This is a genomic window from Lysobacter sp. 2RAF19 (assembly GCF_052115395.1).
GTDB lineage: Bacteria > Pseudomonadota > Gammaproteobacteria > Xanthomonadales > Xanthomonadaceae > Noviluteimonas.
In genome coordinates this window covers 111,192-135,859 of the sequence record NZ_JBFRGO010000001.1, presented here as the reverse complement: position 1 = coordinate 135,859, position 24,668 = coordinate 111,192, and the positions used below count along the sequence as shown (strand labels likewise).

The window sequence follows — 24,668 nt, the reverse complement described above, 5'->3', positions numbered from 1 at the left end:
CTTCCGTGTGACGAGAATGTGAGGAATCCGACGAACGGCGGGCCGCTGGCGGGGATTTGAGTTTACGGAAGCGCGCCCCTGCGTTAAATCTGATCGTCCAATGTCGCTCCAGACCGACCTCCGCATCGCCACCCTCCTCGACGCCTACTACGCGGCCGAATACCGCTGGGAGCTCGACGGGGAATGGCGCCAGATCCGCATCGGCCAGAAGGCGCCCGAGCTCGAGGCGTTCTTCCCGCACAGCCAGCGCTTCGGGCTGCTGTCGGCCTGGGATCCCCAATCGATCCCGCGCGCCGAGGCGGTCAACCGTCGCGCCGACGAAGAACTGCACGCCGCGCTGCTGACCAGCGACCTGCCCTTCCGCCCCGGCTTCTCCTCCGCGCCCAACCGCAGTTGGCGCGAGCCAAGCTGGGTGGTGATGGACATGCCCGACCACGCGTTCGACCGCCTGGCCCTGCGCTACGGGCAACTCGGCACCCTGGTGTGGGACCGCGGGCAGCCGGTGGGCTTGCGCATGTACGCCTCGCAGCCGCTGATGGCGAAGGACCGCGCGCACGTAGAGTGGGCGCCGCTGCACGTCAAGCCGCCGCGCGAGCGCCGTTCGACCCCGCGCACGCCAACGCCCTAGGCGGCCTGCAGGATTCGCAGCAACACAACGGCGCCGAGCGGCCATGCGGCGAATCGCAGCCATGCATCGCCGAACCGTTCGCGCGCTTCGGCGATCAGGCGACACACCACGATCATCAACACCGCGCACATCGCCAGACGCGTGCGTTCGCCCGAGGCGTAGACCGTCGGCGAAAACGCGAGCGCCGCGAGCGATGCGTAGCCGAGCATCAATGTCCACGCCATCCAGCCCGCGGCGCGCAGCGAGCGATCGCGCAAGGCGATGAACGTCCCGACGACCAGACAGGTGGCACCGAACACCGACAACCCAAGCGTCACCATGCGCGACGAAGTGACGTTCGCTGCCGTCACCGTCCACACCGACAACCGGTGCAACAGTCCGTCGCCCGGCGACAGGACCATCGGCGCGAGCGATGCCAGCAACAGGAAACCGAGCCCCGCGACCACCGGAATGCGAACGCGCCGCGCGGCCGGCGCCGTCCACACCAGAATCATCGCGAGCAACACCGCCGCCGTCGCAAGCAGGTTGTCGGCGCGCGTGAGCGTCGTGCCGATCGAACCCAGCCCGATATTCACCTTGTCGAGCAAGCCGACGGTGCCGTAATCGGCATACCAGTTCGCGATTTCCTGCGCGAAGCGCACCCGCGGGCCCGGCGCGGCGGCGTTGATGATCGAATTGATCACGAGCGCGGCACCAAGCACGGCATCGCCGCGCGTGTACCGGCCTTCGCGATACAACTGGATCCAGCGCGGCACGCCGACGCCCAGCAACACGAGCCCGATCTGTTCGTTGTAGGCGGCGTAACTGCCCGCCGCGACGATCAATGCCCATTCCCACGCGCTGCGCTCGCGCCGTTCGAACAGCGCGCGCATCGCATACAAACCGAAGGTCACCGGCCACAGGTAATAGAACGAGCCGGTCACCCACCACGCCGCGTCCTGCAACAACGTGGACGGCAGCAACCACAGCAGCGCGAACACCGCCGCGATCGCCGCCGGCGCGCGTCCGCGTTCGCCGAAGCCCAGGCGCGCGACGTTGACGCAGAACGCGAACACCACGGCGATGTTCGCCAGTCGCCACAGCCAGAGGTTCGGCACGAGCAGCGAGCCGACGATCTCCATCGGCCAGCGGCCCGTCCATGTCAGGTAACGCTCGCGCATGAAGGACCAGAGCGACCCCTTTTCGAGCACGAGGGAGAAGATCAGGTCGTCGGATTCGCCGCGACGGTCGAAGACGGCGAAATGCAGGTACGCGAGGATCGCCAGCATGCCCAGCAGCCACCCGGCGCCGGGCTTGCGCCACACCTTCCAGTCCCTCATGCGCCGTCCATCCGGCAGGCCACGCGCACGAGTTGGTATCGCCGGCCTGACGTGCCCTGGTCGTAGGCGATGAACACCTGGCCCGCGGCGATGCGCGGTTTCGCGCGACGCAGGTCGAGCGAGGCGGCGTAACCGGAGGTGGTGTAATCGGCGCCCGCGAAGCCGGCGCGGTTCAGCTGCACGTTCACGTCGCTGCGGGGCGGCAACTCGGTCGGCAACTGCCAGAGGCGGCCGTCGCGGTCGTCGCGCAGGAGCACGCGCGTGACATGCGGGCCCCGGGCCACGCCCGGTTGCGCCATCCAGCCGGAGACTTCGAAGCGACGCGGAGACACCGCGCAGCGCTCGACCCGGCCCAGCAGCGCCGTGGCCGGCACCCCGTCCACGACCTGCCCGGCGAAGGGCACGACCCGTGTGAGCGATCGAAAACGGGCGACCGACAGCCCGGCCAGGACCACGGCGGCGACCACGAGCGTGGCGAGAATCCAGGCATCCAGGGTGCGCCAGCGCTGCATCGGGCCACACCCGGGAAGGAAGGGGGCGCATTGTAGACGACCTGTAAAGGACCCTTCCGCGCGAGCGACCCGCTAAAATGCCGGCTCCGCATCCGACCGACCCCGAATGAGCGACGTCCCGCCGCTGCTCGCCGCACGCGGCCTGCGCTTCGCGCGCAACGAACAACCGGTCTTCGGTCCCCTCGCGTTTTCCGTCGACGCAGGCGAGGCCCTGCTTGTGCAGGGCGACAACGGCGCGGGCAAGACCACCTTGTTGCGCGTGCTCGCAGGCCTGTTGCGCCCCGACGAGGGCGAGATCGACATCGACGGGCGCCCCGCCTCTCCCTTGCTGCGCGCACGCGCCATCGCCTACCTCGGCCATCTGCCCGCGCTGAAGGCCGACCTCACCGCTTTGGAAAACCTGCGCTTCCTGTGCGGCCTGCATGGTCGCCGCCGCGGCCAGGTGCCGGAAACGGCGATGCGCATCGTCGGCCTGTCCGGTTACGAAGACACGCTCGCGCGGCAACTCTCGGCCGGGCAGAAGAAGCGGCTCTCGCTGGCGCGCCTGTGGCTCTCGCCCGCGCCGCTGTGGTTGCTCGACGAGCCCTACGCCAACCTGGACCTGGAAGGCATCAACCTGGTCAACCGCATGGTGCAGGCGCACCTGCGCGAAGGCGGCGCCTCGTTGCTGACCACGCACGGCGCCTACGCCGCGCCGCCGGTGCGCACGCGCATGCTCGCCCTGGAGCGCGCCGCATGATGCGTTCGGCGGCCTTTGCCCTGCTCACGCGCGATGCGCGGATGTTGTGGCGTCGTCGCGGCGATGCGCTGCAGCCGGCCTTGTTCGCGCTGCTCGTCGTCGTGTTGTTCGCGCTCGCGCTCGGCGCCGAAGGCAAGTCGCTCGCGCGCGTGGCAGCGCCGGTGCTGTGGCTGGCAGTCCTGCTCGCCGGCCTGCTCGCCCTCGATACCCTGTTCCGCGGCGATGCCGAAGACGGCTCGCTCGAACAATGGATGCTGGCGCCGGTGCCGCTGTCGTGGCTCGTGCTCGTGCGCACCTTCATGCACTGGGCCTCGACCGCGCTGCCGCTGCTGATCGCCACCCCGATCCTCGGCGAATTGCTCCACCTGCCCCGCGCGGAATTGCCCGTGCTGATGGCCTCGCTCGCGCTGGGCACGCCGCTGTTAAGCCTGATCGGCGCCGTGGTGGCCGCATTGACCGTCGGCATGCGCCGCTCCGGTATCCTTGTCGCGCTGCTTGCGCTGCCGCTGTACGTACCGGTGCTGGTGTTCGGCGCCGGTGCGGTCGCGCTCGCGGGACAAGGCCTGGATGCCGCCGCGCCACTGCTCTACCTCGGCGCGGGCCTGGTGCTCGCGCTGGTCCTGGCGCCGCTCGCCGCGGCGGCCGCGATCCGCATTTCATTGAGCTGACCCCCCATGCATCCGCTCGTCCGCTGGTTCCACCAACTCGGCTCGCCGCCCTACTTCGATCGCTTCGCCGCGCGCTGGTCGCCGGTGTCCTACGTGCTCGCCGTGCTCGTGATGGCGTACGGCCTGTGGGGCGCGCTGTTCCAGGTGCCGGCCGATTACCAACAGGGCGACAGCTTCCGCATCCTCTACATCCACGTGCCTTGTGCGTGGATGAGCCTGTTCGTGTTCGGGCTGATGGCCTTCTACGCCGCGATCGCGCAGATCTGGCGCATCAAGCTGTGCGAAATCCTCGCGATGGCCTGCGCGCCGACAGGCGCTGCATTCACCTTGATCACGCTGGCCACCGGTTCGATCTGGGGCAAGCCGATGTGGGGCACGTGGTGGGATTGGGATCCACGCCTGACCAGTGAACTCGTGCTGCTGTTCCTGTATCTGGGCATCATGGGTCTCTATCACGCGATCGACGATCGTCGGCAAGCCGCACGCGCCGCGGGCTTGCTCGCGATCGTCGGCGTCGCCCTGCTGCCGGTGATCCGCTACTCGGTGTACTGGTGGAATTCGCTGCACCAGGGCCAGACGATCAGCCTCCTCGGCGGTTCGAAGATGGATGCGAGCATGCTGCCGCCGCTGTTCGCGATGATCATCGCCACCAAGTTGTGGTTCGTCGGCTCGCTGCTGGCGCGTGCGCGCGCCGACAACCTGCGCCGCGAAGCGGGCAAGGATTGGGTCGTGCGCATGGCCGCCGGCACCGCGGAGCGTGCGCGATGAGTTACCTGAACTACGTCATCGGCGCCTACGCCGTGTTCTTCGTCGTGCTGCTGTGGGATTTCATCGCCCCGCGCATCGACATCGCGCGTCAGTTGCGCGCCGCCCGCCTGCGTGCATCGCGCAAGGCGCCGCGCCCCGACATCGACACTTTGAGCAGGACCGAAACCGAATGAACCCCACCCGCCAGCGCCGCCTCTGGTACGTGATCGCGCTGCTGGTCGCCGCGGCGATCGCCGTCACGCTGGTCGTGACCGCCCTGGGCCGCAACGTCACCTACCTCTACACGCCGGCGGAAATCCTCGATGGCCGCGCAGGCGATGCGGTGTCCTCGGGCCAGGCACGCATCCGCCTCGGCGGCATGGTCGCCGCGAACTCGTTCAAGCGCGCACCCGGTTCGATGGAAGCGCATTTCTCCGTCGACGACGGCGACGCGATGATGCCCGTGGTCTACACGGGCATCCTGCCCGACCTGTTCCGCGAGAAGCAGGCGGTGGTCGCCACGGGGCGCATGCGCAACGGCACCTTCGTCGCCGAAGAAGTGCTGGCCAAGCACGACGAGGCCTACATGCCGAAGGAAGTCGCCGACAAGATGGGCAAGGCGCACAGGAAACACGACGTCGACACCGACCCGTCCGACACCGCCATGCCGACGGAAGGCAGCAACTAGTGCTGCCCGAACTCGGACAACTCGCGCTCGTCCTCGCCCTGCTCGTCGCCGCGCTTCAGGCGGTGTTGCCGCTGGCCGGCGCGCACAACGGCCGCGCCTCGTGGATGGCCGTCGCGCGGCCTGCGGCGTACCTGCAGTTCGCCCTCGTGCTGTTCGCCTTCGGGCTGCTGTCGCACGCCTTCGTGGCGCAGGATTTCTCGCTGCGCTACGTCGCGCAGAACAGCAACACGCTGCTGCCGATGGTGTATCGCTACACCGCGGTGTGGGGCGCGCACGAAGGCTCGCTGCTGCTGTGGGCGCTGATCCTCGCGTTGTGGACGGCCGCGGTCGCGCGCTTCTCGCAACGCTTGCCGAGCGAAGTGATCGCGCGCGTACTCGGCGTGATGGGCCTGGTCGCCGTCGGCTTCCTCGCCTTCCTGATCTTCACCAGCAATCCCTTCGAACGCCTGCTGCCCGCCGCCGTCGAAGGCCGCGATCTCAATCCCCTGCTGCAAGACCCGGGGATGATCATCCATCCGCCGATGTTGTACCTGGGCTACGTCGGTTTCTCCGTTCCCTTCGCCTTCGCCATCGCCGCGCTGCTGGGCGGTGAAGTCGACGCACGCTGGCTGCGCTGGACGCGCCCGTGGACGAACGTGGCCTGGGGCTTCCTCACCTGCGGCATCGCGCTGGGTTCGTGGTGGGCGTATTACGAACTGGGCTGGGGCGGCTGGTGGTTCTGGGACCCGGTGGAGAACGCGAGCTTCATGCCGTGGCTCGCCGGCGCGGCGTTGCTGCATTCGCAAGCCGTGACCGAAAAGCGCGGCAGCTTCCGCGGCTGGACCTTGCTGCTCGCCATCGCGACCTTCTCGCTTTCGCTGCTCGGCACCTTCCTCGTGCGATCGGGCGTGTTGACCAGCGTGCATGCCTTCGCGGCCGATCCCACGCGCGGACTGTTCATCCTGCTGTTCCTCGGAACGGTCGTCGGCGGCTCGCTGCTGCTGTACGCGATGAAGGCGCCGAGCGAAAACGACGGCGCGCCCTTCGCCGCGTCCTCGCGCGAAACGCTGCTGCTCGCCAACAATCTGCTTCTGTCGACTGCGTGCGCGATGGTGCTGATCGGCACGCTGTATCCGCTGCTCGCCGATGCGCTCGACCTGGGCAAGATTTCCGTCGGCCCGCCCTACTTCGCGTTGCTGTTCACGCTGCTGATGGCACCGCTGGTCCTGTTGCTGCCTTTCGGCCCGCTGACGAAGTGGCAGCGCGAACAGGCCTCGCGCCCGATCGCCATGCTCGTGCCCTGGGCCGGGCTCGCGCTCGGCGTCGGCGTCGCGTCGTTCTTCCTCGCCAAACAAGGGCCGTGGAAAGTCGCCGCGGGCCTGGCCGGCGCGACGTGGGTTGCGACGGGCACGCTGCGTTTCCTGTGGACGCGCTTCAACGCCTCGGGCCGCCGCATGACGGCCGAAATGCTCGGCATGACCTTCGCGCACGCGGGCATCGCGGTGTTCCTCGTCGGCGCCCTGCTCGTCGAAGGACTCGCGCAACAACGCGAGCTGGCACTGGCGCCCGGCCAGTCGGTGAACATCGAAGGTCGCCAGTTCCTCTTCGAAGGCGTCGAGCATCGCGAAGGCCCCAACTACGTCGCCGACCGCGGCACCGTGCGCGTGTACGACGGCGATCGTGAACTGACGACGCTGCATCCGGAAAAGCGCAAATACGCCAGCGGCGGCCAGGTCATGACCGAAGCGGCGATCGCCCCCGGCGTGCGCGGCGATCTGTACGTCGCCCTCGGCGAACCGCTCGGCGGCGACGCCTGGGCCGTGCGCGTGCACGCCAAGCCCTTCGTGCGGTGGATCTGGTTCGGCGCATTGCTGATGGCGATCGGTGGCTTCATCGCCGCGACCGACAAACGCTTCCGTCGCGCGGAGGCCCCCGCATGACCGGCCGTGCATCGCGCTTCCTTCCGCTGGCCGTCTTCGCCGCACTCGCCCTGCTGTTGGCCGCCGGCGTCTGGTTGAGCCGCAATCCCGATCGCGAAGCCCTGCCCTCGCCGCTGATCGACAAGCCCGCGCCGCAGTTCACGCTGCCCGTGCTGCACGAACCCGACCGCACGGTCACGCTCGCCGATCTCAAGGGCGCGCCCTTCCTGCTCAACGTGTGGGGCAGCTGGTGCCCCTCGTGTCGCGACGAACACCCGGTGCTGACGCGCTTCGCCGAAACCAAGCGCGTGCGCATCGTCGGCTTCAACTGGAAGGACGATCGCGACGACGCGTTGCGCTGGCTCGACCAATTCGGCAATCCGTATTGGCTGGTGATCACCGACGTCGAAGGCAAGTCGGCGATCGACTGGGGCATCTACGGCGCGCCGGAAACTTTCCTCGTCGACGCGGACGGCACCATTCGCTGGAAGCACGTCGGCCCGCTCACCGATGCGCTGATCCAGGGCGAACTGATCCCCGCGCTCGACAGCATCGACCCGCAGGGCAAGGTCCGCCGATGAAATTCGTCCTCGCGCTGCTGCTCGCACTCTCGGCCTTGTTCGCAACGCCGCATGCGTCCGCGCAAGTCGGCACCGACGTCGCGCCCCTGCACTTCCAGGACGCCGCCGAAGAAAAGCGCTTCCACGCGCTGGTTTCCGAACTGCGCTGCGTGATGTGCCAGAACCAGTCGCTGGCCGACTCCAACGCGCAGATCGCCTTCGACCTGCGCAAGGAAGTACTCGACCTGATGCGCGAAGGCCGCTCCGACGCGCAGATCAAGGACTTCCTTGTCGCGCGTTACGGCGAATTCGTCTTGTATCGCCCGCGCATGGAACGCACGACGTGGCTGCTGTGGCTCGGCCCGGCGCTGCTGTTGTTCGCGGGCGGCCTCGTGATCGCACGCATCGTGCGCAAGCGCGCGGCGACCACGCCCGTCGCCGACGACCCCAACCAGGAGTGGTGATGTCGCCCACGTTGACGTTCGCCATCGCGGGCGGCTTGCTCGTCATGTTCGTCGCCGCTTTGTTGCTGCGGCCCCTGTGGCGAGATTCGCGCGCCCTGGTCATCGGCATCGCGCTGTTCATCGGCCTGGGCAGCACGGCGCTGTATCGCATCGTCGGCACGCCGGCCGCGCTGGAAGCACAGCCCGCCGTGGCGATGCCGCAGACGATGGACGATGCGATCAAGGAATTGCAGGCGGAGTTGGCCAAGCATCCGGACGAGGCCGAAGGTTGGCGCTTGCTCGGGCAGGCGCTCGGCAACAGCCAGCGCTTCACCGAATCGCGCGATGCCATGGCGCACGCCGCGAAGCTCGCGCCGCGCGATGCCGATGTGCTGACTGAAGCAGCGCAGTCGCGTGCGCTCGCCGACCCGGAGCATCGTTTCGACACGGTGGCGGTCACGCTGCTGAAGCAGGCGATGGAGGTGCAGCCGCAGCATCAGCGTGCGCGGTGGTTCCTCGGAATTGCGCAGCGGCAGGCGGGCGAGAATGCGGAGGCGGCGAAGACGTGGGAGCCGTTGCTGTCGATGGTCGATGCGGGTACGGCGCCGTCGTTGCGGGTGCAGATCGACGAGGCGCGCAAGGCGGCGGGGATGAAGCCGTTGCCGCCGGCCGCGCCGGTGGCGTCGCAGGGTGGTGGTTTGCGGGTTCGGGTTGCGTTGGATCCGGCGTTGGCTGCGCGTGTGCGGTTGCGTGGGGATGCGACGGTGTTCGTCATTGCGCGTGCTGTTGGTGGGCCGCCGATGCCGGTGGCTGTGGAGCGTCATTGGCTGCAGGAGTTGCCGCTCGAGATCACGCTCGATGATGGGGATAGTCCTATGCCGACGCAGAAGCTTTCGGCCATGCGGGATATCGAGGTGTTGGCTCGGGTTTCGGCCAGTGGGGATGCGATTCCGCAGGCTGGGGATCTTGAGTCTGTTCCCGCGCGTGTGACGCTGCCTGCGGGTGGGCCTGTCGATCTGACGATTGGGTCGGTTCGGTAGTAGCGCTCGCTCGAAACCGATTGGCGCGCCGCCCGAACGTGTGAAGTTCCAAATTTTTTTGGGAAAAAAATTTGAAACTCCCCACGCTGGGGCATCACCTTGCGGGTCGCTTCGATCAGGGGCATCCGCCCGAGCCGGAAATGGGGGCTGCAAAGCGAGCTTTGCAGGGAGCCGATCGTTTTCGAGAGCTCGCTCCACCTCCCCTTCGGGGAGGTCAAAAAGAAGCCCGCCGAATGGCGGGTTTCTTTTTGGGTGGGGTGCGCTGGGGAAGCGCGCTACTCCAGCATTGGCGCGCCGCCCGAACGTGTGAAGTTCCAAATTTTTTTGGGAAAAAAATTTGAAACTCCCCACGCTGGGGCATCACCTTGCGGGTCGCTTCGATCAAGGGGCTTTCGCCCGAGCCGTCATTGGGGGCTGCAAAGCGTCGCTTTGCAGGGAGCCGATCTTTTTCGTGACAGCACAGCGCGCGCCGGGTGTTTTGGATTTTCCAAACCGAAGAGGCAGCCCGCCAATCTCAGGTGAGGCGTGACGCGTGGCGTGGTGTGGTTCACCAGAGCAAGGCCATGGATGGCCTTGCGCCCGCGACTTGGTGGCCATGGATGGCGTTCCAGGAGCGGCAGGGGAACCACACCACGTCACGTGGCGCGCCGTCCTGCCGAAGCTACGCGGGCGGCCCGTGGGAGCGTAAGATTCCGTGCGCATCGGCGATGGAGATCTCGCATGTTCGCAAGGCTGCTTGCACTTGTTTTCGCGCTGCTCGCCGCCGGCGATGCCATGGCCCAGGAATCACCCGCGCCGACGCAGGTCATGATCGTCGGCACCTTCCACCTGGATAACCCGGGGAAGGACATCTTCAATGTCCAGGTCGACGACGTTCTTGCCAAGAAGCGCCAGGCGGAAATCGCCGACGTCGCCAAGTCGCTCGCGCGGTTCGCGCCGACGCAAGTCATGGTGGAGTGGCCGGCGGCGACGACGAATGAGCAGTACGCCAGTTATCGCGCCGGGAAGCTCGCGCCTTCGCGGAATGAAGTCGTGCAGTTGGGGTTCCGGTTGGCGGCGTTGCGCGATCTCGAGCATGTCCAGGGCATCGACGCGCAGGGCGAGTTTCCTTTCGATGCCGTCAAAGAGTACGCAAGCAGCCATGGCATGGCGCCGCGGTTGGAGGCTGCGCTGGCGGATGCGGGGAAGGAAGTGCAGGTGCTGAGCCAACGGGTCGCCGGTGGCAGCATCGGGTCGGTGCTTCGTTACATGAACCAGCCGGCGCGTGCGTTCAAGAACCACGGGTTCTACATGGACCTGCTGCGTTACGGCGATGGCGACACGCAGCCAGGCGCCCGCCTGGTGGGCGCCTGGTATGCGCGCAATCTCGCGATCTGCGCGAGGCTCCTGCAATCCGTGCCGGCCGGTGGTCGCGCGGTCGTGTTCTTCGGTGAAGGGCACGCCTATCTGTTGCGTCAGTGCGTCATCGATGCGCCGGGTGTCGAGCTGGTGGAGGCGAACGACTACCTGCCGAAGTAATGGATCAGCTGCTCGGGCCGCACTGGCAGGGTTTCGCGTCCTGGCAACCGCACTGGCAGGCGCCCTTGGCGGCGGCGGGGGTCTGGCAGCCGCAGGTGCAGGCGGCGCCGATGCAAGCGGTACAGGTGCAGGCGGCTTTGGTTTCGGTGTTCATGGTCGTCTCCGGGGGTCGGGTCAGGCCGTGATTGGCCTGCGGGTAATCTTGGGGCCCTCTCCCGCCAGGCTCTTGAACGAAGGGGCTGTTCGCAACGATGGGTTCCGACGCGCAGGTTTCAAGCAAACGGCCGGTCGCGGGCATCGGCCGGATCATCGGCTGGCCCGGGGGGTCGCTGTGGATCGGCGTGCATCTGGGCGCGGTGCAGACGCACGCGCATCACGCGATCCAGATTTCGCTGGCGATGGATGGCGATTTCCAGATTCGCGCTGGCGCTTGGCCTGCGGCGCGGACGGCGCGCGGGATGGTCGTGATGCCGGATCGGCCGCACAGTTTCGATGGGCGCGGGGCGTCGATCGCGACCTTGTTCGTCGAGCCGAATTCGCGCAGTGGGGCTGCGTTGCGGGAGCGGTTCGCGGGGTTCGATGTTGCGTTGTTGTCCGACGACGAAGCCAACGCGGCGGTGAAGCATTTGCAGGCGCAGTACGTGGGTGGCGCGGACGATGTGTTGTTGTCGCAGTATGCGAAGGGGGCGATTTGTCGAGTCGCGGGGGATCCGGTGTTGGCGGCCGCCGATGATCCGCGGATCACGGCGGCATTGGCTTGGTTGCGTGGGCGTTTGGGGTCGCAGGTTCGGTTGGAAGACGTGGCAGCTGCGGTGCATTTGTCGCCGGGGCGGTTTCGGCATTTGTTCGTGGAGCAGACGGGGACGTCGTTGCGGGCTTGGTTGTTGTGGGCGCGGGTGGATCGTGCGGTGCAGGCTGCGTTTTCGGGGCGCTCTTTGACCGAGGCGGCGCATGAGGCGGGGTTTTCGGATGCGGCGCATTTGACTCGGACTTGTCGGCGGGTGTTCGGGTTGGCGCCTTCGATGTTGGTTGCTGAGGGGTCTGCGCGCGGTTGATTGGTCCTCCAGCATTGGCGCGCCGCTCCAGCACCTTGCGGGTCGCTTCGATCAGGGGCGCTACTTCGGGTGCGGCAATCGCGCTCGCAATCCCCAGGTGTAGGCCAGTGCATAACCGAGGAAGACGCCGGCGACGCCGGTCCATGCGCCTGCATCGATCCAGTCGGTGAGTGTGTCGACGGCGCCACTCGTCGCGTGTCGCCAAGTCATCCACAACCCGGCAGCGATTCGTAACGCCACCAGTGCGGTGAGTGCCACGATGATCCAGCGATTGGGCGTATAGACGAGGCCTTTGGCGTCGCGTTCGAATTTCGTCAGCCACAGGCCCACGATGCCGACGAGGACGCCGAGTAGCAGGCCGAGCAAGCCGTCGCGCAGGGCGGCGTGCATCCAGTGTGAGGCGAGCCAGGCGGTGAGCAGGAAGATGGGGAGGGAGATGGCGAGTAGCCATGCGTTGCCGCGGATGATCCATTGCTGCGCGCGTCGGCGTGCGGTGCCGGCGTTGTAGCGGGCCCACAGCGAGATCGGGAGCAGGACGACCCAGAGTGCGAACAGGGCGAGGACTGCGATCGGGAGGAGTAACAACAGCGGCATATCGGGCAACGCGTGTCGGCGAAGCGGTTAGCTCGCCATGCGCGGTGCGAATGCGGGGTGACGCTGGTTACGAAGCCAAGGGGCCTGTCGAAGGCGACTTCACCAGGTGCGCGGTTTCGATTTGGCGCAAGCGTGTCACGGCCACCGTCGCGTCCCATTCGGCGCGGACGCGTGCTTCGACTTCGGGCCAGCTGGCGTCGGCGCGGTTGGCGGCCGACCAGGCGTCTGCGGCGTAGTAGCTCACGGCTTCCCAGCCGGCGCCTCGGAAGCAGCGGCGCAGGGTGCCGGTGAAGGATTTGATCTCCAGGTCCAACGCGGTGTCGGGTTGCAGTAGCACGAACCACCCCCTGGGTATTGATCGGTCGGCAAGAACACCCTGCACTATGGACCTTATCTCCGGGGCGCGCGGAATATCAGCGGGTTTCGGATGGGCGGTGGGTTGTGGGACTTCGGCGGCTTGGCTCTGGCTTGGGTCCCATGTGAAGGGCGTTCCTCCAGCATTGGCGCGCCGCCCGAACGTTGTGAGTTCCAAATTTTTTTTGGGAAAAAAATTTGAAACTCCCAACGCTGGGGCATCACCTTGCGGGTCGCTTCGATCAGGGGCTTTTCGCCCGAGCCTTCTTTGGGGGCTGCAAAGCAGGCTTTGCAGGTAACCGATCGTTTCCATGAAAGGGCGCGGCGCGCCGTCCCTCCGAAGAGGACGACGCTCCCAGTAAACTTCCCCCCATGACCGAATTCATCCCGCAAGGCACGCGCTTCCACCCCCTGCCCTCGCCCTTCCCGATGAAACGCGGCGGCGAACTCCGCAACGCCCGCATGGCCTACGAAACCTGGGGCACCCTCAATGCTGCACGCGACAACGCGGTGTTGATCCTCACCGGGCTGTCGCCGAACGCGCACGCGGCGAAGAATGCAGGCAACGCCGAGCCGGGTTGGTGGGAAGACATGGTCGGGCCGGGCAAGCCCATCGACACGGAGCGATGGTTCGTCATCTGCACCAATTCGCTCGGCAGTTGCAAAGGGTCCACGGGGCCTGCGTCGGTGAACCCGGAGACGAACGAACGGTATGGACTCACGTTCCCGGATCTGAGCGTGGAGGACGGCGCGAATGCCGCCCATGAAGTCGTGAAAGCCTTCGGCATCGACACACTCGCGTGCGTGATCGGCAACTCGATGGGCGGCATGGTCGCCCTCGCCTATCTGCTGCTGCATCCGAATTCCGCGCGCACGCACATCAACATCTCGGGCAGCGCGCGTGCGCTTCCGTTTTCGATCGCCATTCGCTCTTTGCAGCGCGAGGCGATCCGCCTGGATCCGAAATGGAATCACGGCGATTACTCCGAGGACGTTTACCCCGAGGCCGGGATGCGCATGGCGCGCAAGCTCGGGGTGATTACCTATCGCTCGGCGCTGGAATGGGATGGGCGGTTCGGTCGCGTGCGGTTGGATTCGGACAGTCGCGACGACGACGAGCCCTTCGGCCTGGAGTTCCAGGTGGAGAGCTATCTGGAGGGCCACGCGCGCCGATTCGTGCGGAGCTTCGACCCCAACTGCTACCTCTACCTCAGCCGTTCGATGGATTGGTTCGATCTCGCCGAATACGGAGACGGCGACGTGGATGCCGGCCTGGGCCGGATCAGGGTGGATCGCGCGTTGGCCATCGGCGTGGAAACGGACATCCTCTTCCCCCTCCAGCAACAGCAACAGGTGGCCGAAGGGCTGCGGGCCGCGGGCGCCGACTCGGCCTTCCTGCCCCTGCCGTCCCCCCAGGGCCACGACGCCTTCCTCGTGGACATTGCCCGTTTTGGGCCCGCGGTTAGCGATTTCCTTGCAAGCGTCTAAGTACAATTTCGTCCTGTTGCCGACCCTCGTCGCCCCTTCCGGTACAAGCCCATGAACGCGTCGCCCGCCGCCACCGATAGCGCCTGTTGCCCGGATGTCGATTTCCCCGGCCGCGACAAGCTGGTCGCCGCGATCGACGAGGCCGTGGCGCAGGACGACGAGCACAAGGTCACCGCCGCACTGCGCGACGCCCTGTGCCGCCTGATCCGCGACCGCGACGTGCGCCTGCCCGATTGCGTGCACGAGCCGATCACCGACCACTACGCCCGCCGCGAGCTCTATCGCAGCCCCGAGCACGGCTACAGCATCGTCTGCATGACCTGGGGCCCCGGCCAGGGCACGCCGCTGCACGACCACTCCGGCCTGTGGTGCGTGGAAGGCGTGTGGGACGGCCAGCTGGAAATCGTGCAGTACGAGTTGCTGGGCCGCGAAGGCGAGCGTTTCCGCTTCCGCGCCGCCGGCGGCATGCACGCCGGCCCCGGCAGCGCCGGCAGCCTGATCCCGCCGCACGAGTACCACACCATCCGCAACGCCAGTCCCGACCGCATCGCCATCTCGCTGCACATCTACAAGGCGCCGATGGAATGCTGCTCGAAGTTCGCGAACGTGAAGGACGAATGGTTCGTGCGCGAAAGCGCGATCCTGGAAACCGACGAAGCCGCCTGAGGCGGGTTCTGAAGCGCGAACAGCCGGGCTATACTGCCCGCCCGCGCCGGAATGGCGGAATCGGTAGACGCAGCGGACTCAAAATCCGCCGCCCTTAAAAGCGTGTGGGTTCGAGTCCCACTTCCGGCACCAAACAAAGCCCCGCCGACAACGCGGGGCTTTTTTGTGTCCGACGTTCGATCAAGGCGACTGATACCAATCCGACGCCGCCCCGTTCGGCAGCGACGTGTACGCGCTGGTTGCGACGTTGAAGATCCGCATCGCCGGCGTGCCCGTGTACGTCCCGCTGCCCGGCGAGCTCGGCGCGAACACCGTACGGTTGGTCAGGATGCGCGTGCCGTCGCGCGACCACTTGACGGCGTCGTACTCGATATTGTCCACGATGGGCATCGTGACTTCGGTGTCGGTGCTGCCGTCGGCGGACATGACCCAGACGTGGTCGTAGGAATTGAAATCCGGCGCGCCCGTCGAACCCGACTTGGTATAGGCGAAGCGCGTGCCGGTGCGGTTCCACTTCGGCCCGTAGCCGGTCGTGCGCGGCACCAGCACGTCGGTCGCGAAGTTGACCGCGTCGATGGGCCGGTTCTGGTAGGTGCTCGCATACAGCCCCGAGGTGCCATTCGGATTGAAATACACCGAACGCGGCTCATCCAGCGTTTGCTCGGTAAGCAGGGTCGCTGCACCGGAAGTTGCGTTCACGCTCCAAGCGCGCGAGTGATACGGCGGCTCCAGGCCCGGGCCGTAGAAACCGGTCGAGATGAAGATGCGCGTGCCGTCGGTCGACCACTGCGGCGTGTTGTCGATGTAGGCCGGGCCCGGCGGGCAGAACAGATTGCGCTGCCCGCTTCCGTCGGGCGCCACGATGCCCAGGCACGCACCGGAGGCGCCTTCGGCGATGAACGCGATGCGCGTGCCGCCTGGACTCCACACCGGCTGCGTGTGCCGCGCCGAGCCGAGCGTGACGCGGTGGCGGCTGCCGCCGGTGCTGGTCATGACGTAGACATTCAGGGCCGGCGATGCGCTCGTGCCGTAGACGTACGCGATCGACGCGCCGTTGGGCGACCACATCGGAGAGAAGCGATAGATACCCGTGGTCAAGGCCCCCAGGTTCATGAGCCCGGACCCGTCGGCGTTGATGCGATAGATCGTCGAGGCGCGCAGGGTGAAATCGTCGTTGTAGGTCGAGCGCGTGAAACTGATCCGGCTGACCTGGGCGGCGCACGTGGCGCTGGCGGCCAACAGGATCAGGCCGGTGACGATGGCGAGGGGACGATGCATGACGTACTCCGTGTGGTTGCGCCCCTATCGCTTACGCAGCCCTTGCGTGCGATCGGACAGCACGCGCGACCGCGCCGGACGCACGTTGCCGGATTTGCTGATCGAGCTGATGCATCGCCACGCCGGCATAACGTGCGTGCCCGCTAGCAGTAACCGAGGTGAATCGCGTTCGCTGGAAGGGTGAACGCTTCAGGCTTGATCACCGCGCGAAAGCAGCGCGCGTTGACTCGCGAGGGGAGCGCGACTTTGAATTTTCGTGGATGGGTGGCCGCGTTCTTGCTGGGCTGCAGTTTGGGCGCGTCGGCGCAGACCCCGATTGCGGAAGCTTCCACGTCCGGGATTACTTTCGCCTCCACCGAAGCGGCACTCGAGGCGCTGCGCGGAAAACCCGGCGTCACCGAGTGGTCCAAAAACGATTGGATCATCATCGACGATCAGGCGGAGCATGTGCTCTGGTCCATCACGACGCCAAAAAACGTGCTGCACCCGTCGATGGTGAAGCGCGTCTTCGTCGAGAAGGAAGGCGTGGTCACCGTCGAGATGTCGATCAAGTGCGGGGTTTCGAAGGAAGCTTGCGACGGTCTCGTGCGTGCGTTTCGGGATCTCAACGATCGTCTCCGTGACAACATCAGAGCGCGAGGGGAAGGCCTTGCGCATTGAGTACGCGTCACCAACGCGAGCATGCGGCACAAGGAAATCCCTCGTCACCGATCCGCTATCGTCCCCGCCGAAAAGGTTCGCGCCGATGCCGGCTCATGGAACGCTCGACCAGCAAGTCGAGCGCGCTCGCTGACTTTCTGGCACGATCCGGCCGGCATGCAGATTGCTGATAACCAATTTGATGAAGCCTCCCTGGCGGCGCTAGGCGTCGAGGCGCTTTCGCTCCTCACGACCGGCAACGTTCAAGTCTTGGCGAAACGCTTCGGTTACGCGATGGCACGTGTCCGAGACCTGGCGACGGCGATTCAAGCAGACCTGGCATCGGCGCTCGTTTCAGTGGGTGCAACATCGCTTGTCCATGCAGATGGACACCCCCCGAACATCGGCTACTACACGTCCAACAAGACTGGGTTGCTCGCCCTCATCGAGGTGCGCGCGTCAACCAATAATGGCAAGGCGATCCTCGTTGAATTGGTTGTGACAGGCCGGGGAGACGAGAAGTTCATCACCTTGGAGGACATCAGTGACAAGGCTTGACGGACGAGGCGTTTCCGCAGTTCTCGTTCGAGGAGCAAGCCATTGCGGTCAGCGAAGAACATCCAGGCTCAGCCGATTGGAGCAACCTAAATCATGTTGATGAAATCGCGGTTTTGCTCGGACTCGCTGTTGTGTGGGCAGTCTTGGTGACGCGGAAGCCTCGCAACTGGTCCCGGCAGCGAGTGATTGCCGCACTTGCCAATGCGCTGGACCTCGACGACACCGGCTATCACGACGAGTTCGACATGTTCCTGGCTGGGCCGCTTGGCGATCCGCAGCTTGAGGCATTGCGATTGGAAATCCTCTCGATTGTTCAAAGCGAACAGCGGATGCCGGGGTGCGACTTCGGCCCGAACGCGGAAGGCTGGTTGCGCCGAACCTACGAACACCTGTCCCAAGGTAGTGACTGATCAATCGTCTGTGCCCAAGGGCACGCTCCTCATCGTGGATGGCGTGGTCGCCGACCCCAACGTTCTGGAGTGATGTAGAACCAGGTGCGTGTGACTGGTTCTGGCCGAAAGCGGACTTGCAATCCGCCGCCCTGTCAATCCTTACGCGACGCCCGAGGCATTGCCACAATCGGCCCAGCACTCCCGTAGCACGCAGACCGCCGCAATGCCTCAGATGTCCCCGCAGCTCGCCCGCCAGATCGCGTCCACCATCGCCGTCGAGATCGGTGCCCAGGCCACCCAGGCGCTGGCCGCCATCGCCCTGCTCGACGAGGGCGCGACGGTGCCCTTCATCGCGCGCTATCGCAAGGAAGTGACCGGGGGGCTGGACGACACGCAACTGCGCAACCTCGAAACGCGCCTGGGCTATCTGCGCGAACTCGAGGATCGCCGCGCCGCGGTGCTCGCCAGCATCGCCGAGCAGGGCCAGCTCACCGATGCCCTGCGGGCGGACATCGAGGCCGCGGACTCGAAGTCGCGCCTGGAAGATCTGTACCTGCCCTACAAGCCCAAGCGGCGGACCAAGGCGCAGATTGCGCGCGAGGCGGGGCTGGAGCCGTTGGCCGATGCGCTCCTCGGCGATCCGACGCAGGTGCCAGAGGACTGTGCGGCGCGCTTCGTGGATGCCGACAAGGGCGTCGCCGACGCGAAGGCCGCGCTGGACGGCGCGCGCTGGATCCTGATGGAACGCTGGGGCGAGGATGCTGCGCTCGTGGGCGAGCTGCGCGCATGGCTGCACGAGGTGGGCGTGATCCGCTCGCGCGTGGCCGAAGGGAAGCAAGCCGAAGGCGCGAAGTACCGCGATTACTTCGATCATCGCGAATCGCTCGCCCGCATTCCGTCGCACCGTTTGCTTGCGCTGTTCCGCGGGCGCCGCGAAGAGATCCTGTTCATCGACCTCGACCCCGGCCCCGATGCAGAGGCCGGACATCTGCTGGCGGAAGGACGTGTTGCGCATCATGTCGGCGTCAAGGCGCAGGGCCGGCCCGCGGACAAGTGGCTGCAGGATACCTGCCGGCTGACGTGGAAAGCGAAACTGCACCTGCACTTGCTGTTGGATCTGTTCTCGCAGGCACGCGAGAAGGCCGAAGCCGAGGCGATCCAGGTCTTCGGCGACAACCTCAAGGATTTGTTGCTCTCCGCGCCCGCCGGCCCGAAGGCCGTGCTCGGTCTCGATCCGGGCCTGCGCACGGGCGTGAAAGTCGCCGTGGTGGATCGCACCGGCAAGGTCGTCGAGACGGCGACGATCTATCCGCACGAACCCAGGCGCCAATGGGATCAGTCGCTCGCGGTGCTGCATGCGCTGTGTGCGCGGCACGGGGTCGAGCTGATCGCCATCGGCAACGGCACCGCGTCGCGCGAGACCGACAAGCTCGCCGGCGAGCTGATCCAGCGCGCGCCGGTGGCCGGACTGCAGAAGCTCGTGGTCAGCGAAGCCGGCGCGTCGGTGTATTCGGCCTCCGAACTCGCGGCCAGGGAATTTCCGAACCTCGACGTCACGCTGCGCGGCGCCGTGTCGATCGCGCGGCGCCTGCAGGACCCGCTTGCCGAGCTTGTGAAAATCGAACCCAAGGCGATCGGCGTCGGCCAGTATCAGCACGATGTCGATCAATATCGCCTCGCCCGTGCGCTGGATGCGCGCGTGGAGGATTGCGTGAACGCCGTGGGCGTGGACGTCAACACGGCGTCTGCCGCGCTGCTGACGCGTGTATCGGGTTTGTCGTCGACGGTGGCCGAGAACATCGTCGAGTATCGCGACGCCAATGGCGCCTTCCAGAACCGCAAGGCCCTGCTGAAGGTGCCGCGCCTGGGCGAGAAAACCTTCGAGCAGTGCGCGGGCTTCCTGCGCATCGCCGATGGCGACCAGCCGCTCGACGCGTCGTCCGTCCACCCCGAAGCGTACCCGGTGGTCGCGCGCATCCTCGAAAAGTGCGGGTGCGAAGTGAAGCAGCTGATCGGCGATGCCGCGTTGTTGCGTGGCCTGAAGGCGGCGCAGTTCACCGACGCGCAATTCGGTGAGCCGACCGTGCGCGACATTCTCAAGGAGCTGGAGAAGCCGGGCCGCGATCCGCGCCCCGAGTTCAAGGCGGCGCGTTTCGCCGACGGCGTGGAGGACATCAAGGATCTCAAGGTCGGCATGATCCTCGAGGGGGTCATCAGCAATGTCGCGGCGTTCGGTGCGTTCGTCGACATCGGCGTGCACCAGGATGGGTTGATCCACATCTCGGCGTTGGCGGACAAGTTCGTCAAGGATCCGCGCGAGGTGGTCAAGTCGGGGGACATCGTCAAGGTGCGCGTGTTGGAGGTCGATGTGCAGCGCAAGCGCATCGCGCTCACGCGGCGGCTCGACGACACGCCGCCGGCCGTGCGTGAGCCGAAGCGTGATGCGCCGGACAGGGGCAAGCGGGACGATGGGCGTGGCGCCCGTGTTCCGGGGGCTGTGCAGGCGCCGGCGAATAACGCGCTTGCTGCCGCGTTTGCTCGCGCGAAGCGGGATTGATGGTGGGAAGGCGGGAGAGCGCGCTTCAATTGCCTCGCCGCAAACGACCGCTTTCGACCCAAAGCGGACATTCGCTATCCTTCGCGACAACCCATTCGGCCAAGCCAATGTCCAATCGTGACGTCCGCGTCGATTCCTACTTTTCGCTTCCGACGGATTTGGCCGCGGAGCTAGGTGCCTTACGCCGTGACCCGAACGACCTCAATTCTTGTTTGCTTTTCAGAACGTGCGTTTTTCTCTCACGCAATGCATCGATTCGACCCTCCACATCTAGCGCGTAGATGCACGCTCCCCAGTCAACTTCGTCGGCGCCTCGCGTAGCCCGTAGAGCCCCAATGTGCCTGCTTGGCGTTCAGTCGGCGATTCCCTCAGGCAGAGGCAGGCCAGATGCACCCGCGACGACCTTGCGGATACTCAGGACCGCAGCCGATGAAAGCGAGTGGTCTGCGAGGAAAACCGGAACGTTGCCGCCGATATCCGTGAGTGATACGTAGGTCAACCGTGTCTTCGCATTCGTCGGCGTCATGATCCATTCGCCGCGCGAGTGCAGCGCGATGCAGTCGGGCATCGGCTTCTTGCCGATGAAGTCGAGGGAGGCGAATGTCACCCGGATTTCGCCATTGGCAAAGTTGTGTCGCTCGAAGCGTACGGAGTAGCAGCGGGCGCGCATCATCGATAACCTGAGAACGTCCGACCAAATGGTCACGTCCCGGCCGCGTCGAATGAAAGTGCGCGTCACGTTTTTGTTGCTCTGATCGAGAAAGTTTCCGAACAGATAGCCAGCGATCGCCTTCGGCGAAGCATTCAGCGAGGTGCTGAGGCGAAGTTCGTCGTACCGCTCGCCCGGAATACTCCGGCGCTCAATTCGGATATCGTCCTTGTCGCTGACAGTCCGCCACTGCTGGGCCTGGGCGCCGAACGGCATCGACAACGCCGCTTGCAGGAAGACGCACACCAGTGAGGTTTCGAATCTGTGTGGAATGCTGGGCACTTCCGGATTCGATGCCAAAGCAATGGCAAGGTCAAGCCATGAACGCTTGCATGCGTCGCACCCAGTCTGAGTTCCTCAAGCTCTGCAGACGCGCGATCGCGTGTCCGTCGACAAACATGCGCGCCGTTGGACTTGCGTGGTGGCGCCATCCGCCACAGATGACTTGGTTGCGAATGAAGAGCTTGCATGGCTGGTGGCTCGCCGCCGCGGTCGTGTCGGCAGCGCTCGCAGGCTGCGCGTCCACGGCTGCGGCGGTCCGCGATGTCGCCGATTACAAGCAGCGGGCGGTGACGCGCGTCGACGGGCGGGTGCGTGTCTCCACCGCGGCATTGTCGTCCGAGGAGAGCGCAGCGGTCTACGGCGTGCCTTTGGCGAAGAAATCCATCCAGCCGGTCTGGATCGAAGTGGAGAACCATGACGACCGCGCCTACTACCTGATGTCGCCGGGACTGGACCCGAATTTCTTTCCTGCTTCGGAGACGGCCGAAACCTTCGCATCGGGCGATTCGCGTGAGCAGGTCGCAGCGCTCGACCGGCGATTCGGTGAGCTCGCATTCCACAATCCCGTTCGTCCGGGGACGACGGTCTCCGGGTTCGTGCTGACGCACCTCGACGAGGGCGGGAAGCTTGTCCAGATCGATCTGGTCGCCAGCCAGCGCACCAAATCCTTCTCGATCCTCACGATCATTCCCGGGTTCCGCGCGGACTACCATGTCAGCGGAATCTTCAGGCACGAGATGCCCGGTCAGGGCGAGGTCGTGGATTTCGGCGACGATGCCGCGTTCCTGCAGGCAGTCGCGCGCCTGCCGTGCTGCGTCACGAACAAGCAGGGCGACCGGAACGGGGATCCCCTCAATCTGGTCGTCGTGGGTGGGTTCGACGATGTGCTCCCCGCTTTCGTGCGTCGCGGCTGGCGTCCGACCGAGCAGAAATGGACGGGCTCGATCGCGAAGATGGTCACGTCCGCCCTCTCGGGCGAACCCTATGCCTATGCGCCGATCAGCGATCTGTATTTCTTTGGACGCGCCCAGGACTTCGCGTTGCAGAAGGCGCGAGACAACATCCACCAGCGCAATCACCTGCGGCTGTGGCTGAGTGCGATGCGTTACCAGGGCAAGCCGGTCTGGGTGGGCCAGATCAGCCGCGACATCGGCAGTCGACTCACGATCCATTCGCCAACGCTCACCACGCACAAGATCGATCCGGACGTCGACGAGGCGCGTGGTGCGCTGGGCGAGGACATGGCGTACTCGGAAGGCTTGGTGAAGATCGGATATGCCCGTGGCGTCGTCGCCGCGCCGCGCGCCGCACCGCGCGAGAACCTCACGACCGATCCGTATTACACCGACGGATTGCGTCTCGTCATGGTGTTCGACAATGCGCCGACCTCCCTGGAGCAGATCGAGTTCTTCGCGGACGACATCCTCGGTGTGACGCACGCGAAAGGCGCGCGGTGATGGCTTTGTCGCTGCTGCTTCGCGCGATCGCACAGGGGGCGCTGTCTCTCGCGCTGGTCGGCTGCGCGATGTGGCAAGCGCCGCCTGGGGTCGACGATGCTGCGCTGCGCGCCCGCGCCACGACGGCGACGGCGAGGGAAAACGTGCGCGTCAGTGCCGTAGTCGTGGGCGCGCAGACCAGTCGGCAGATGTTCGGCCCCGACATCGAAAAGGCCAACGTCGAACCCATCTGGATCGAAGTCGAAAATCGTTCGGCCCAACCGCTGTGGTTGCTGCGGTCGGGCACCGACCCGGATTACTTCTCGCCGCTGGAAGTGGCGTGGTCGATGCACCGGGCATTTGCGGGAGGAACAAACGCGCGCATCGACCAGATCGTCCAGGACGCCGCGTTCGTGAATCCCGTCCCGCCCGGCGCGACGCACGCGGGCATCATCTTCATCAATCCGCAACGTGGGACGACACTGGTCAACATCGATCTGTTCGGCAGGAAAACGCTGATTCCCTTCTCTCTGTTCCTGCATCCGGACGACCATGTCGGGCCCGCGCCGCTCACATTCGAATATCCGCAGGCGCAGGTCGTCGACTACACCGACCTCGATGCGCTTCGATGGGCGCTCGAGCGGTTGCCGTGCTGTGCGACCGATGCCGGCGGGTCGGCGCAGGGCGATCCTCTGAACGCGGTCTTCATCGGCTCGATGGCCGACATCGGCGCCGCAACCATCCGGCGCGACTACCGGCGCGATGCACGTGCGTCCGACCAGGCCCAGCGCGTATTCGCACGGGCGCCGGATATCGTCGGACGCAAACAGGCGCAGACCGGCTCGTCGGCCACCTGGATACGTGCGTGGGCCACGCCGCTGCTGTTCGACGGCAAGCCCGTCTTCGTCGCGCAGGTCGGGCGGCCGGTCGGCGGCCGCTTCGCGTCCGGCGAAGCACGCAGCCCCCTCCTGCACCATGCTGTCGACGAGGCCAGGAACTTCATGGTGCAGGACATGATGTATTCGGGTGGGTTGGAAAAGCTCGGGTTCATCACCGGCGCCGGCCAAGCCGGCGCGTCGAAGGCGACGTTCGATGGCGCGCACTACGACACCGATGGCCTTCGCGCAGTGTTGTTCTTCGGCACGCGTCCGCTCAGTCTGGGCGACATCGAGATCCTTGACTGGGTGCCGTTACTGGAGCGAGGCGAAGGCACCAGAAGCAAGCGAGGCAACGATGCACACGAATGACTCCGGCATCGCCCGCGCGATCATCGTTGCGGCATGCCTGGTGCTTGGCGCATGCGCCACGACCGGGGTGCCTTATTCCACCGAGATCGCACCGACGATCCACGCGGGCCTGCAAGACAAGCGCGCGCGTTTTCGCGAGACCTACTGCGCGGTGTTGGAGGCGCACGGCCGGTCGCTTCCGGACTATCGACCCTGCGAAGAAGCACTGACCCGCGTCGGCGTTGAGTCTGTCGGCACGGGTCGGCCCGTTGATTTGGGGATGTCGAAACGGCACCTGGTTGCGGCGCTGGTCCCGGGCATCGGATACGAGTGCTTCGAGAAATGGCTCGAAGCGCCCGGCACCACGGCCGAGCACGTGCGTCGCTTCGGATACGACCTGACCTTGCTGAAGGTCGACGCGTTGTCGGGCACCGCCACGAATGCGCGCCAGATCCGCGACGCGATCATGGCCATGCCGTTCGATGCGACGGCGCCGCCGCGCTTGGTGCTGATCGGCTATTCGAAGGGCGCGCCCGATATCCTTGAAGCGATCGTGACGTATCCGGAGATCCGCAGCCGGGTGGCGGCGGTCCTCAGCGCGGCAGGTTCAATCGGTGGTTCTGCACTGGCGGATGATGCCGAGCAATACCAGGCGGACCTATTACGGCATTTCC

General features: G+C 65.9%; 27 protein-coding genes and 1 tRNA gene. 22 read left to right on the top strand and 6 right to left on the bottom strand.

What is annotated here, in order from left to right; genetic code table 11:
• Positions 1 to 100: 100 nt before the first annotated feature.
• Positions 101 to 628 (top strand): DUF3293 domain-containing protein, encoded by a 528-nt coding sequence (locus tag AB4059_RS00800; protein ID WP_498975703.1) that lies wholly within the window; start codon positions 101 to 103, stop codon positions 626 to 628.
• Here AB4059_RS00800 and AB4059_RS00795 read toward each other — a convergent pair.
• Positions 625 to 1,947, bottom strand: a complete 1,323-nt coding sequence (locus tag AB4059_RS00795) for a DUF6056 family protein (protein ID WP_498975701.1) — start codon at positions 1,945 to 1,947, stop codon at positions 625 to 627. The two genes, AB4059_RS00800 and AB4059_RS00795, sit on opposite strands and share 4 nt — an antisense overlap.
• Positions 1,944 to 2,459: a hypothetical protein gene (locus AB4059_RS00790; RefSeq protein WP_498975699.1), complete on the bottom strand. Its 516-nt coding sequence runs from the start codon at positions 2,457 to 2,459 to the stop codon at positions 1,944 to 1,946. Before AB4059_RS00790 ends, AB4059_RS00795 begins: the two co-directional genes overlap by 4 nt.
• A 106-nt stretch (positions 2,460 to 2,565) precedes the next feature.
• Here AB4059_RS00790 and ccmA point away from each other — a divergent pair, with 106 nt between their 5' ends.
• The 12 genes from ccmA to AB4059_RS00730 all read left to right on the top strand — a co-directional run bounded on the left by ccmA (position 2,566) and on the right by AB4059_RS00730 (position 11,815).
• Positions 2,566 to 3,198, top strand: coding sequence for a heme ABC exporter ATP-binding protein CcmA (gene ccmA, locus AB4059_RS00785; protein ID WP_498975697.1), 633 nt, complete (start codon positions 2,566 to 2,568; stop codon positions 3,196 to 3,198).
• Positions 3,195 to 3,866 carry a heme exporter protein CcmB gene (gene ccmB, locus AB4059_RS00780; RefSeq protein WP_498975695.1) on the top strand — a complete coding sequence of 224 codons (672 nt, stop codon included), beginning with the start codon at positions 3,195 to 3,197 and terminating at the stop codon, positions 3,864 to 3,866. Before ccmA ends, ccmB begins: the two co-directional genes overlap by 4 nt.
• A gap of 6 nt (positions 3,867 to 3,872) precedes the next feature.
• Positions 3,873 to 4,634, top strand: coding sequence for a heme ABC transporter permease (locus tag AB4059_RS00775; RefSeq protein WP_498975693.1), 762 nt, complete (start codon positions 3,873 to 3,875; stop codon positions 4,632 to 4,634).
• Positions 4,631 to 4,807, top strand: a complete 177-nt coding sequence (locus AB4059_RS00770; RefSeq protein WP_498975691.1) for a heme exporter protein CcmD — start codon at positions 4,631 to 4,633, stop codon at positions 4,805 to 4,807. Before AB4059_RS00775 ends, AB4059_RS00770 begins: the two co-directional genes overlap by 4 nt.
• Entirely contained in the window at positions 4,804 to 5,301 is a 498-nt protein-coding gene (gene ccmE, locus AB4059_RS00765) for a cytochrome c maturation protein CcmE (protein ID WP_498975689.1), read from the top strand. Before AB4059_RS00770 ends, ccmE begins: the two co-directional genes overlap by 4 nt.
• On the top strand, positions 5,301 to 7,220 hold the full coding sequence (locus tag AB4059_RS00760; RefSeq protein ID WP_498975687.1) for a heme lyase CcmF/NrfE family subunit: 1,920 nt from the start codon (positions 5,301 to 5,303) through the stop codon (positions 7,218 to 7,220). The genes ccmE and AB4059_RS00760 overlap by 1 nt, the downstream gene beginning before the upstream one ends.
• Positions 7,217 to 7,780, top strand: a complete 564-nt coding sequence (locus AB4059_RS00755) for a DsbE family thiol:disulfide interchange protein (RefSeq protein WP_498975685.1) — start codon at positions 7,217 to 7,219, stop codon at positions 7,778 to 7,780. The genes AB4059_RS00760 and AB4059_RS00755 overlap by 4 nt, the downstream gene beginning before the upstream one ends.
• Positions 7,777 to 8,223: a cytochrome c-type biogenesis protein gene (locus tag AB4059_RS00750; protein WP_498975683.1), complete on the top strand. Its 447-nt coding sequence runs from the start codon at positions 7,777 to 7,779 to the stop codon at positions 8,221 to 8,223. Before AB4059_RS00755 ends, AB4059_RS00750 begins: the two co-directional genes overlap by 4 nt.
• The gene (locus tag AB4059_RS00745) at positions 8,223 to 9,242 is read left to right on the top strand and encodes a tetratricopeptide repeat protein (protein ID WP_498975681.1); all 1,020 of its coding nucleotides are present in this window, start codon (positions 8,223 to 8,225) and stop codon (positions 9,240 to 9,242) included. The genes AB4059_RS00750 and AB4059_RS00745 overlap by 1 nt, the downstream gene beginning before the upstream one ends.
• A gap of 720 nt (positions 9,243 to 9,962) precedes the next feature.
• Positions 9,963 to 10,760: a DUF5694 domain-containing protein gene (locus AB4059_RS00740; protein WP_498975679.1), complete on the top strand. Its 798-nt coding sequence runs from the start codon at positions 9,963 to 9,965 to the stop codon at positions 10,758 to 10,760.
• Entirely contained in the window at positions 10,760 to 10,945 is a 186-nt protein-coding gene (locus AB4059_RS00735; protein WP_498975677.1) for a hypothetical protein, read from the top strand. Before AB4059_RS00740 ends, AB4059_RS00735 begins: the two co-directional genes overlap by 1 nt.
• Positions 10,946 to 11,011: 66 nt before the next feature.
• Positions 11,012 to 11,815, top strand: a complete 804-nt coding sequence (locus AB4059_RS00730; protein WP_498975675.1) for a helix-turn-helix transcriptional regulator — start codon at positions 11,012 to 11,014, stop codon at positions 11,813 to 11,815.
• Positions 11,816 to 11,875: 60 nt separating this feature from the next.
• Here AB4059_RS00730 and AB4059_RS00725 read toward each other — a convergent pair whose 3' ends face one another.
• Positions 11,876 to 12,400 carry a CcdC protein domain-containing protein gene (locus AB4059_RS00725; protein ID WP_498975673.1) on the bottom strand — a complete coding sequence of 175 codons (525 nt, stop codon included), beginning with the start codon at positions 12,398 to 12,400 and terminating at the stop codon, positions 11,876 to 11,878.
• A gap of 76 nt (positions 12,401 to 12,476) precedes the next feature.
• Positions 12,477 to 12,746, bottom strand: coding sequence for a hypothetical protein (locus AB4059_RS00720; protein WP_498975671.1), 270 nt, complete (start codon positions 12,744 to 12,746; stop codon positions 12,477 to 12,479).
• Positions 12,747 to 13,135: 389 nt separating this feature from the next.
• On the opposite strand from AB4059_RS00720, the gene metX reads away from it, so the two are divergent.
• The 3 genes from metX (at position 13,136) to AB4059_RS00705 (ending at position 15,049) form a co-directional block, all read left to right on the top strand.
• Positions 13,136 to 14,251, top strand: a complete 1,116-nt coding sequence (gene metX / locus AB4059_RS00715) for a homoserine O-acetyltransferase MetX (RefSeq protein ID WP_498975669.1) — start codon at positions 13,136 to 13,138, stop codon at positions 14,249 to 14,251.
• 51 nt (positions 14,252 to 14,302) lie between these two features.
• Positions 14,303 to 14,917, top strand: coding sequence for a cysteine dioxygenase family protein (locus AB4059_RS00710; RefSeq protein ID WP_498975667.1), 615 nt, complete (start codon positions 14,303 to 14,305; stop codon positions 14,915 to 14,917).
• 45 nt (positions 14,918 to 14,962) lie between these two features.
• Positions 14,963 to 15,049: transfer RNA gene (locus tag AB4059_RS00705), tRNA-Leu, on the top strand.
• 48 nt (positions 15,050 to 15,097) lie between these two features.
• Here AB4059_RS00705 and AB4059_RS00700 read toward each other — a convergent pair.
• Positions 15,098 to 16,195 carry a TolB family protein gene (locus AB4059_RS00700; protein ID WP_498975665.1) on the bottom strand — a complete coding sequence of 366 codons (1,098 nt, stop codon included), beginning with the start codon at positions 16,193 to 16,195 and terminating at the stop codon, positions 15,098 to 15,100.
• A 195-nt stretch (positions 16,196 to 16,390) separates the two neighbouring features.
• Between AB4059_RS00700 and AB4059_RS00695 the strand changes: the two genes are divergently transcribed.
• The 4 genes from AB4059_RS00695 to AB4059_RS00680 all read left to right on the top strand — a co-directional run bounded on the left by AB4059_RS00695 (position 16,391) and on the right by AB4059_RS00680 (position 20,341).
• Complete coding sequence (locus AB4059_RS00695; RefSeq protein ID WP_498975663.1) at positions 16,391 to 16,855, top strand: hypothetical protein; 465 nt, start codon at positions 16,391 to 16,393, stop codon at positions 16,853 to 16,855.
• A gap of 21 nt (positions 16,856 to 16,876) precedes the next feature.
• Complete coding sequence (locus AB4059_RS00690; RefSeq protein ID WP_498975661.1) at positions 16,877 to 17,392, top strand: hypothetical protein; 516 nt, start codon at positions 16,877 to 16,879, stop codon at positions 17,390 to 17,392.
• Positions 17,389 to 17,802, top strand: a complete 414-nt coding sequence (locus tag AB4059_RS00685; protein ID WP_498975659.1) for a hypothetical protein — start codon at positions 17,389 to 17,391, stop codon at positions 17,800 to 17,802. The genes AB4059_RS00690 and AB4059_RS00685 overlap by 4 nt, the downstream gene beginning before the upstream one ends.
• A 205-nt stretch (positions 17,803 to 18,007) precedes the next feature.
• Entirely contained in the window at positions 18,008 to 20,341 is a 2,334-nt protein-coding gene (locus tag AB4059_RS00680; protein WP_498975657.1) for a Tex family protein, read from the top strand.
• Between the two features lie 352 nt (positions 20,342 to 20,693).
• Here AB4059_RS00680 and AB4059_RS00675 read toward each other — a convergent pair whose 3' ends face one another.
• Positions 20,694 to 21,296, bottom strand: a complete 603-nt coding sequence (locus tag AB4059_RS00675) for an SRPBCC family protein (protein ID WP_498975655.1) — start codon at positions 21,294 to 21,296, stop codon at positions 20,694 to 20,696.
• A 209-nt stretch (positions 21,297 to 21,505) separates the two neighbouring features.
• Here AB4059_RS00675 and AB4059_RS00670 point away from each other — a divergent pair, with 209 nt between their 5' ends.
• Together AB4059_RS00670 and AB4059_RS00665 are read left to right on the top strand one after the other, a co-directional pair.
• Positions 21,506 to 22,789, top strand: coding sequence for an LssY C-terminal domain-containing protein (locus tag AB4059_RS00670; RefSeq protein ID WP_498975653.1), 1,284 nt, complete (start codon positions 21,506 to 21,508; stop codon positions 22,787 to 22,789).
• 5 nt (positions 22,790 to 22,794) lie between these two features.
• A complete protein-coding gene (locus tag AB4059_RS00665; protein ID WP_498975650.1) occupies positions 22,795 to 24,015 on the top strand; it encodes an LssY C-terminal domain-containing protein in 1,221 nt (406 codons plus the stop codon).
• Positions 24,016 to 24,668 lie beyond the last annotated feature (653 nt).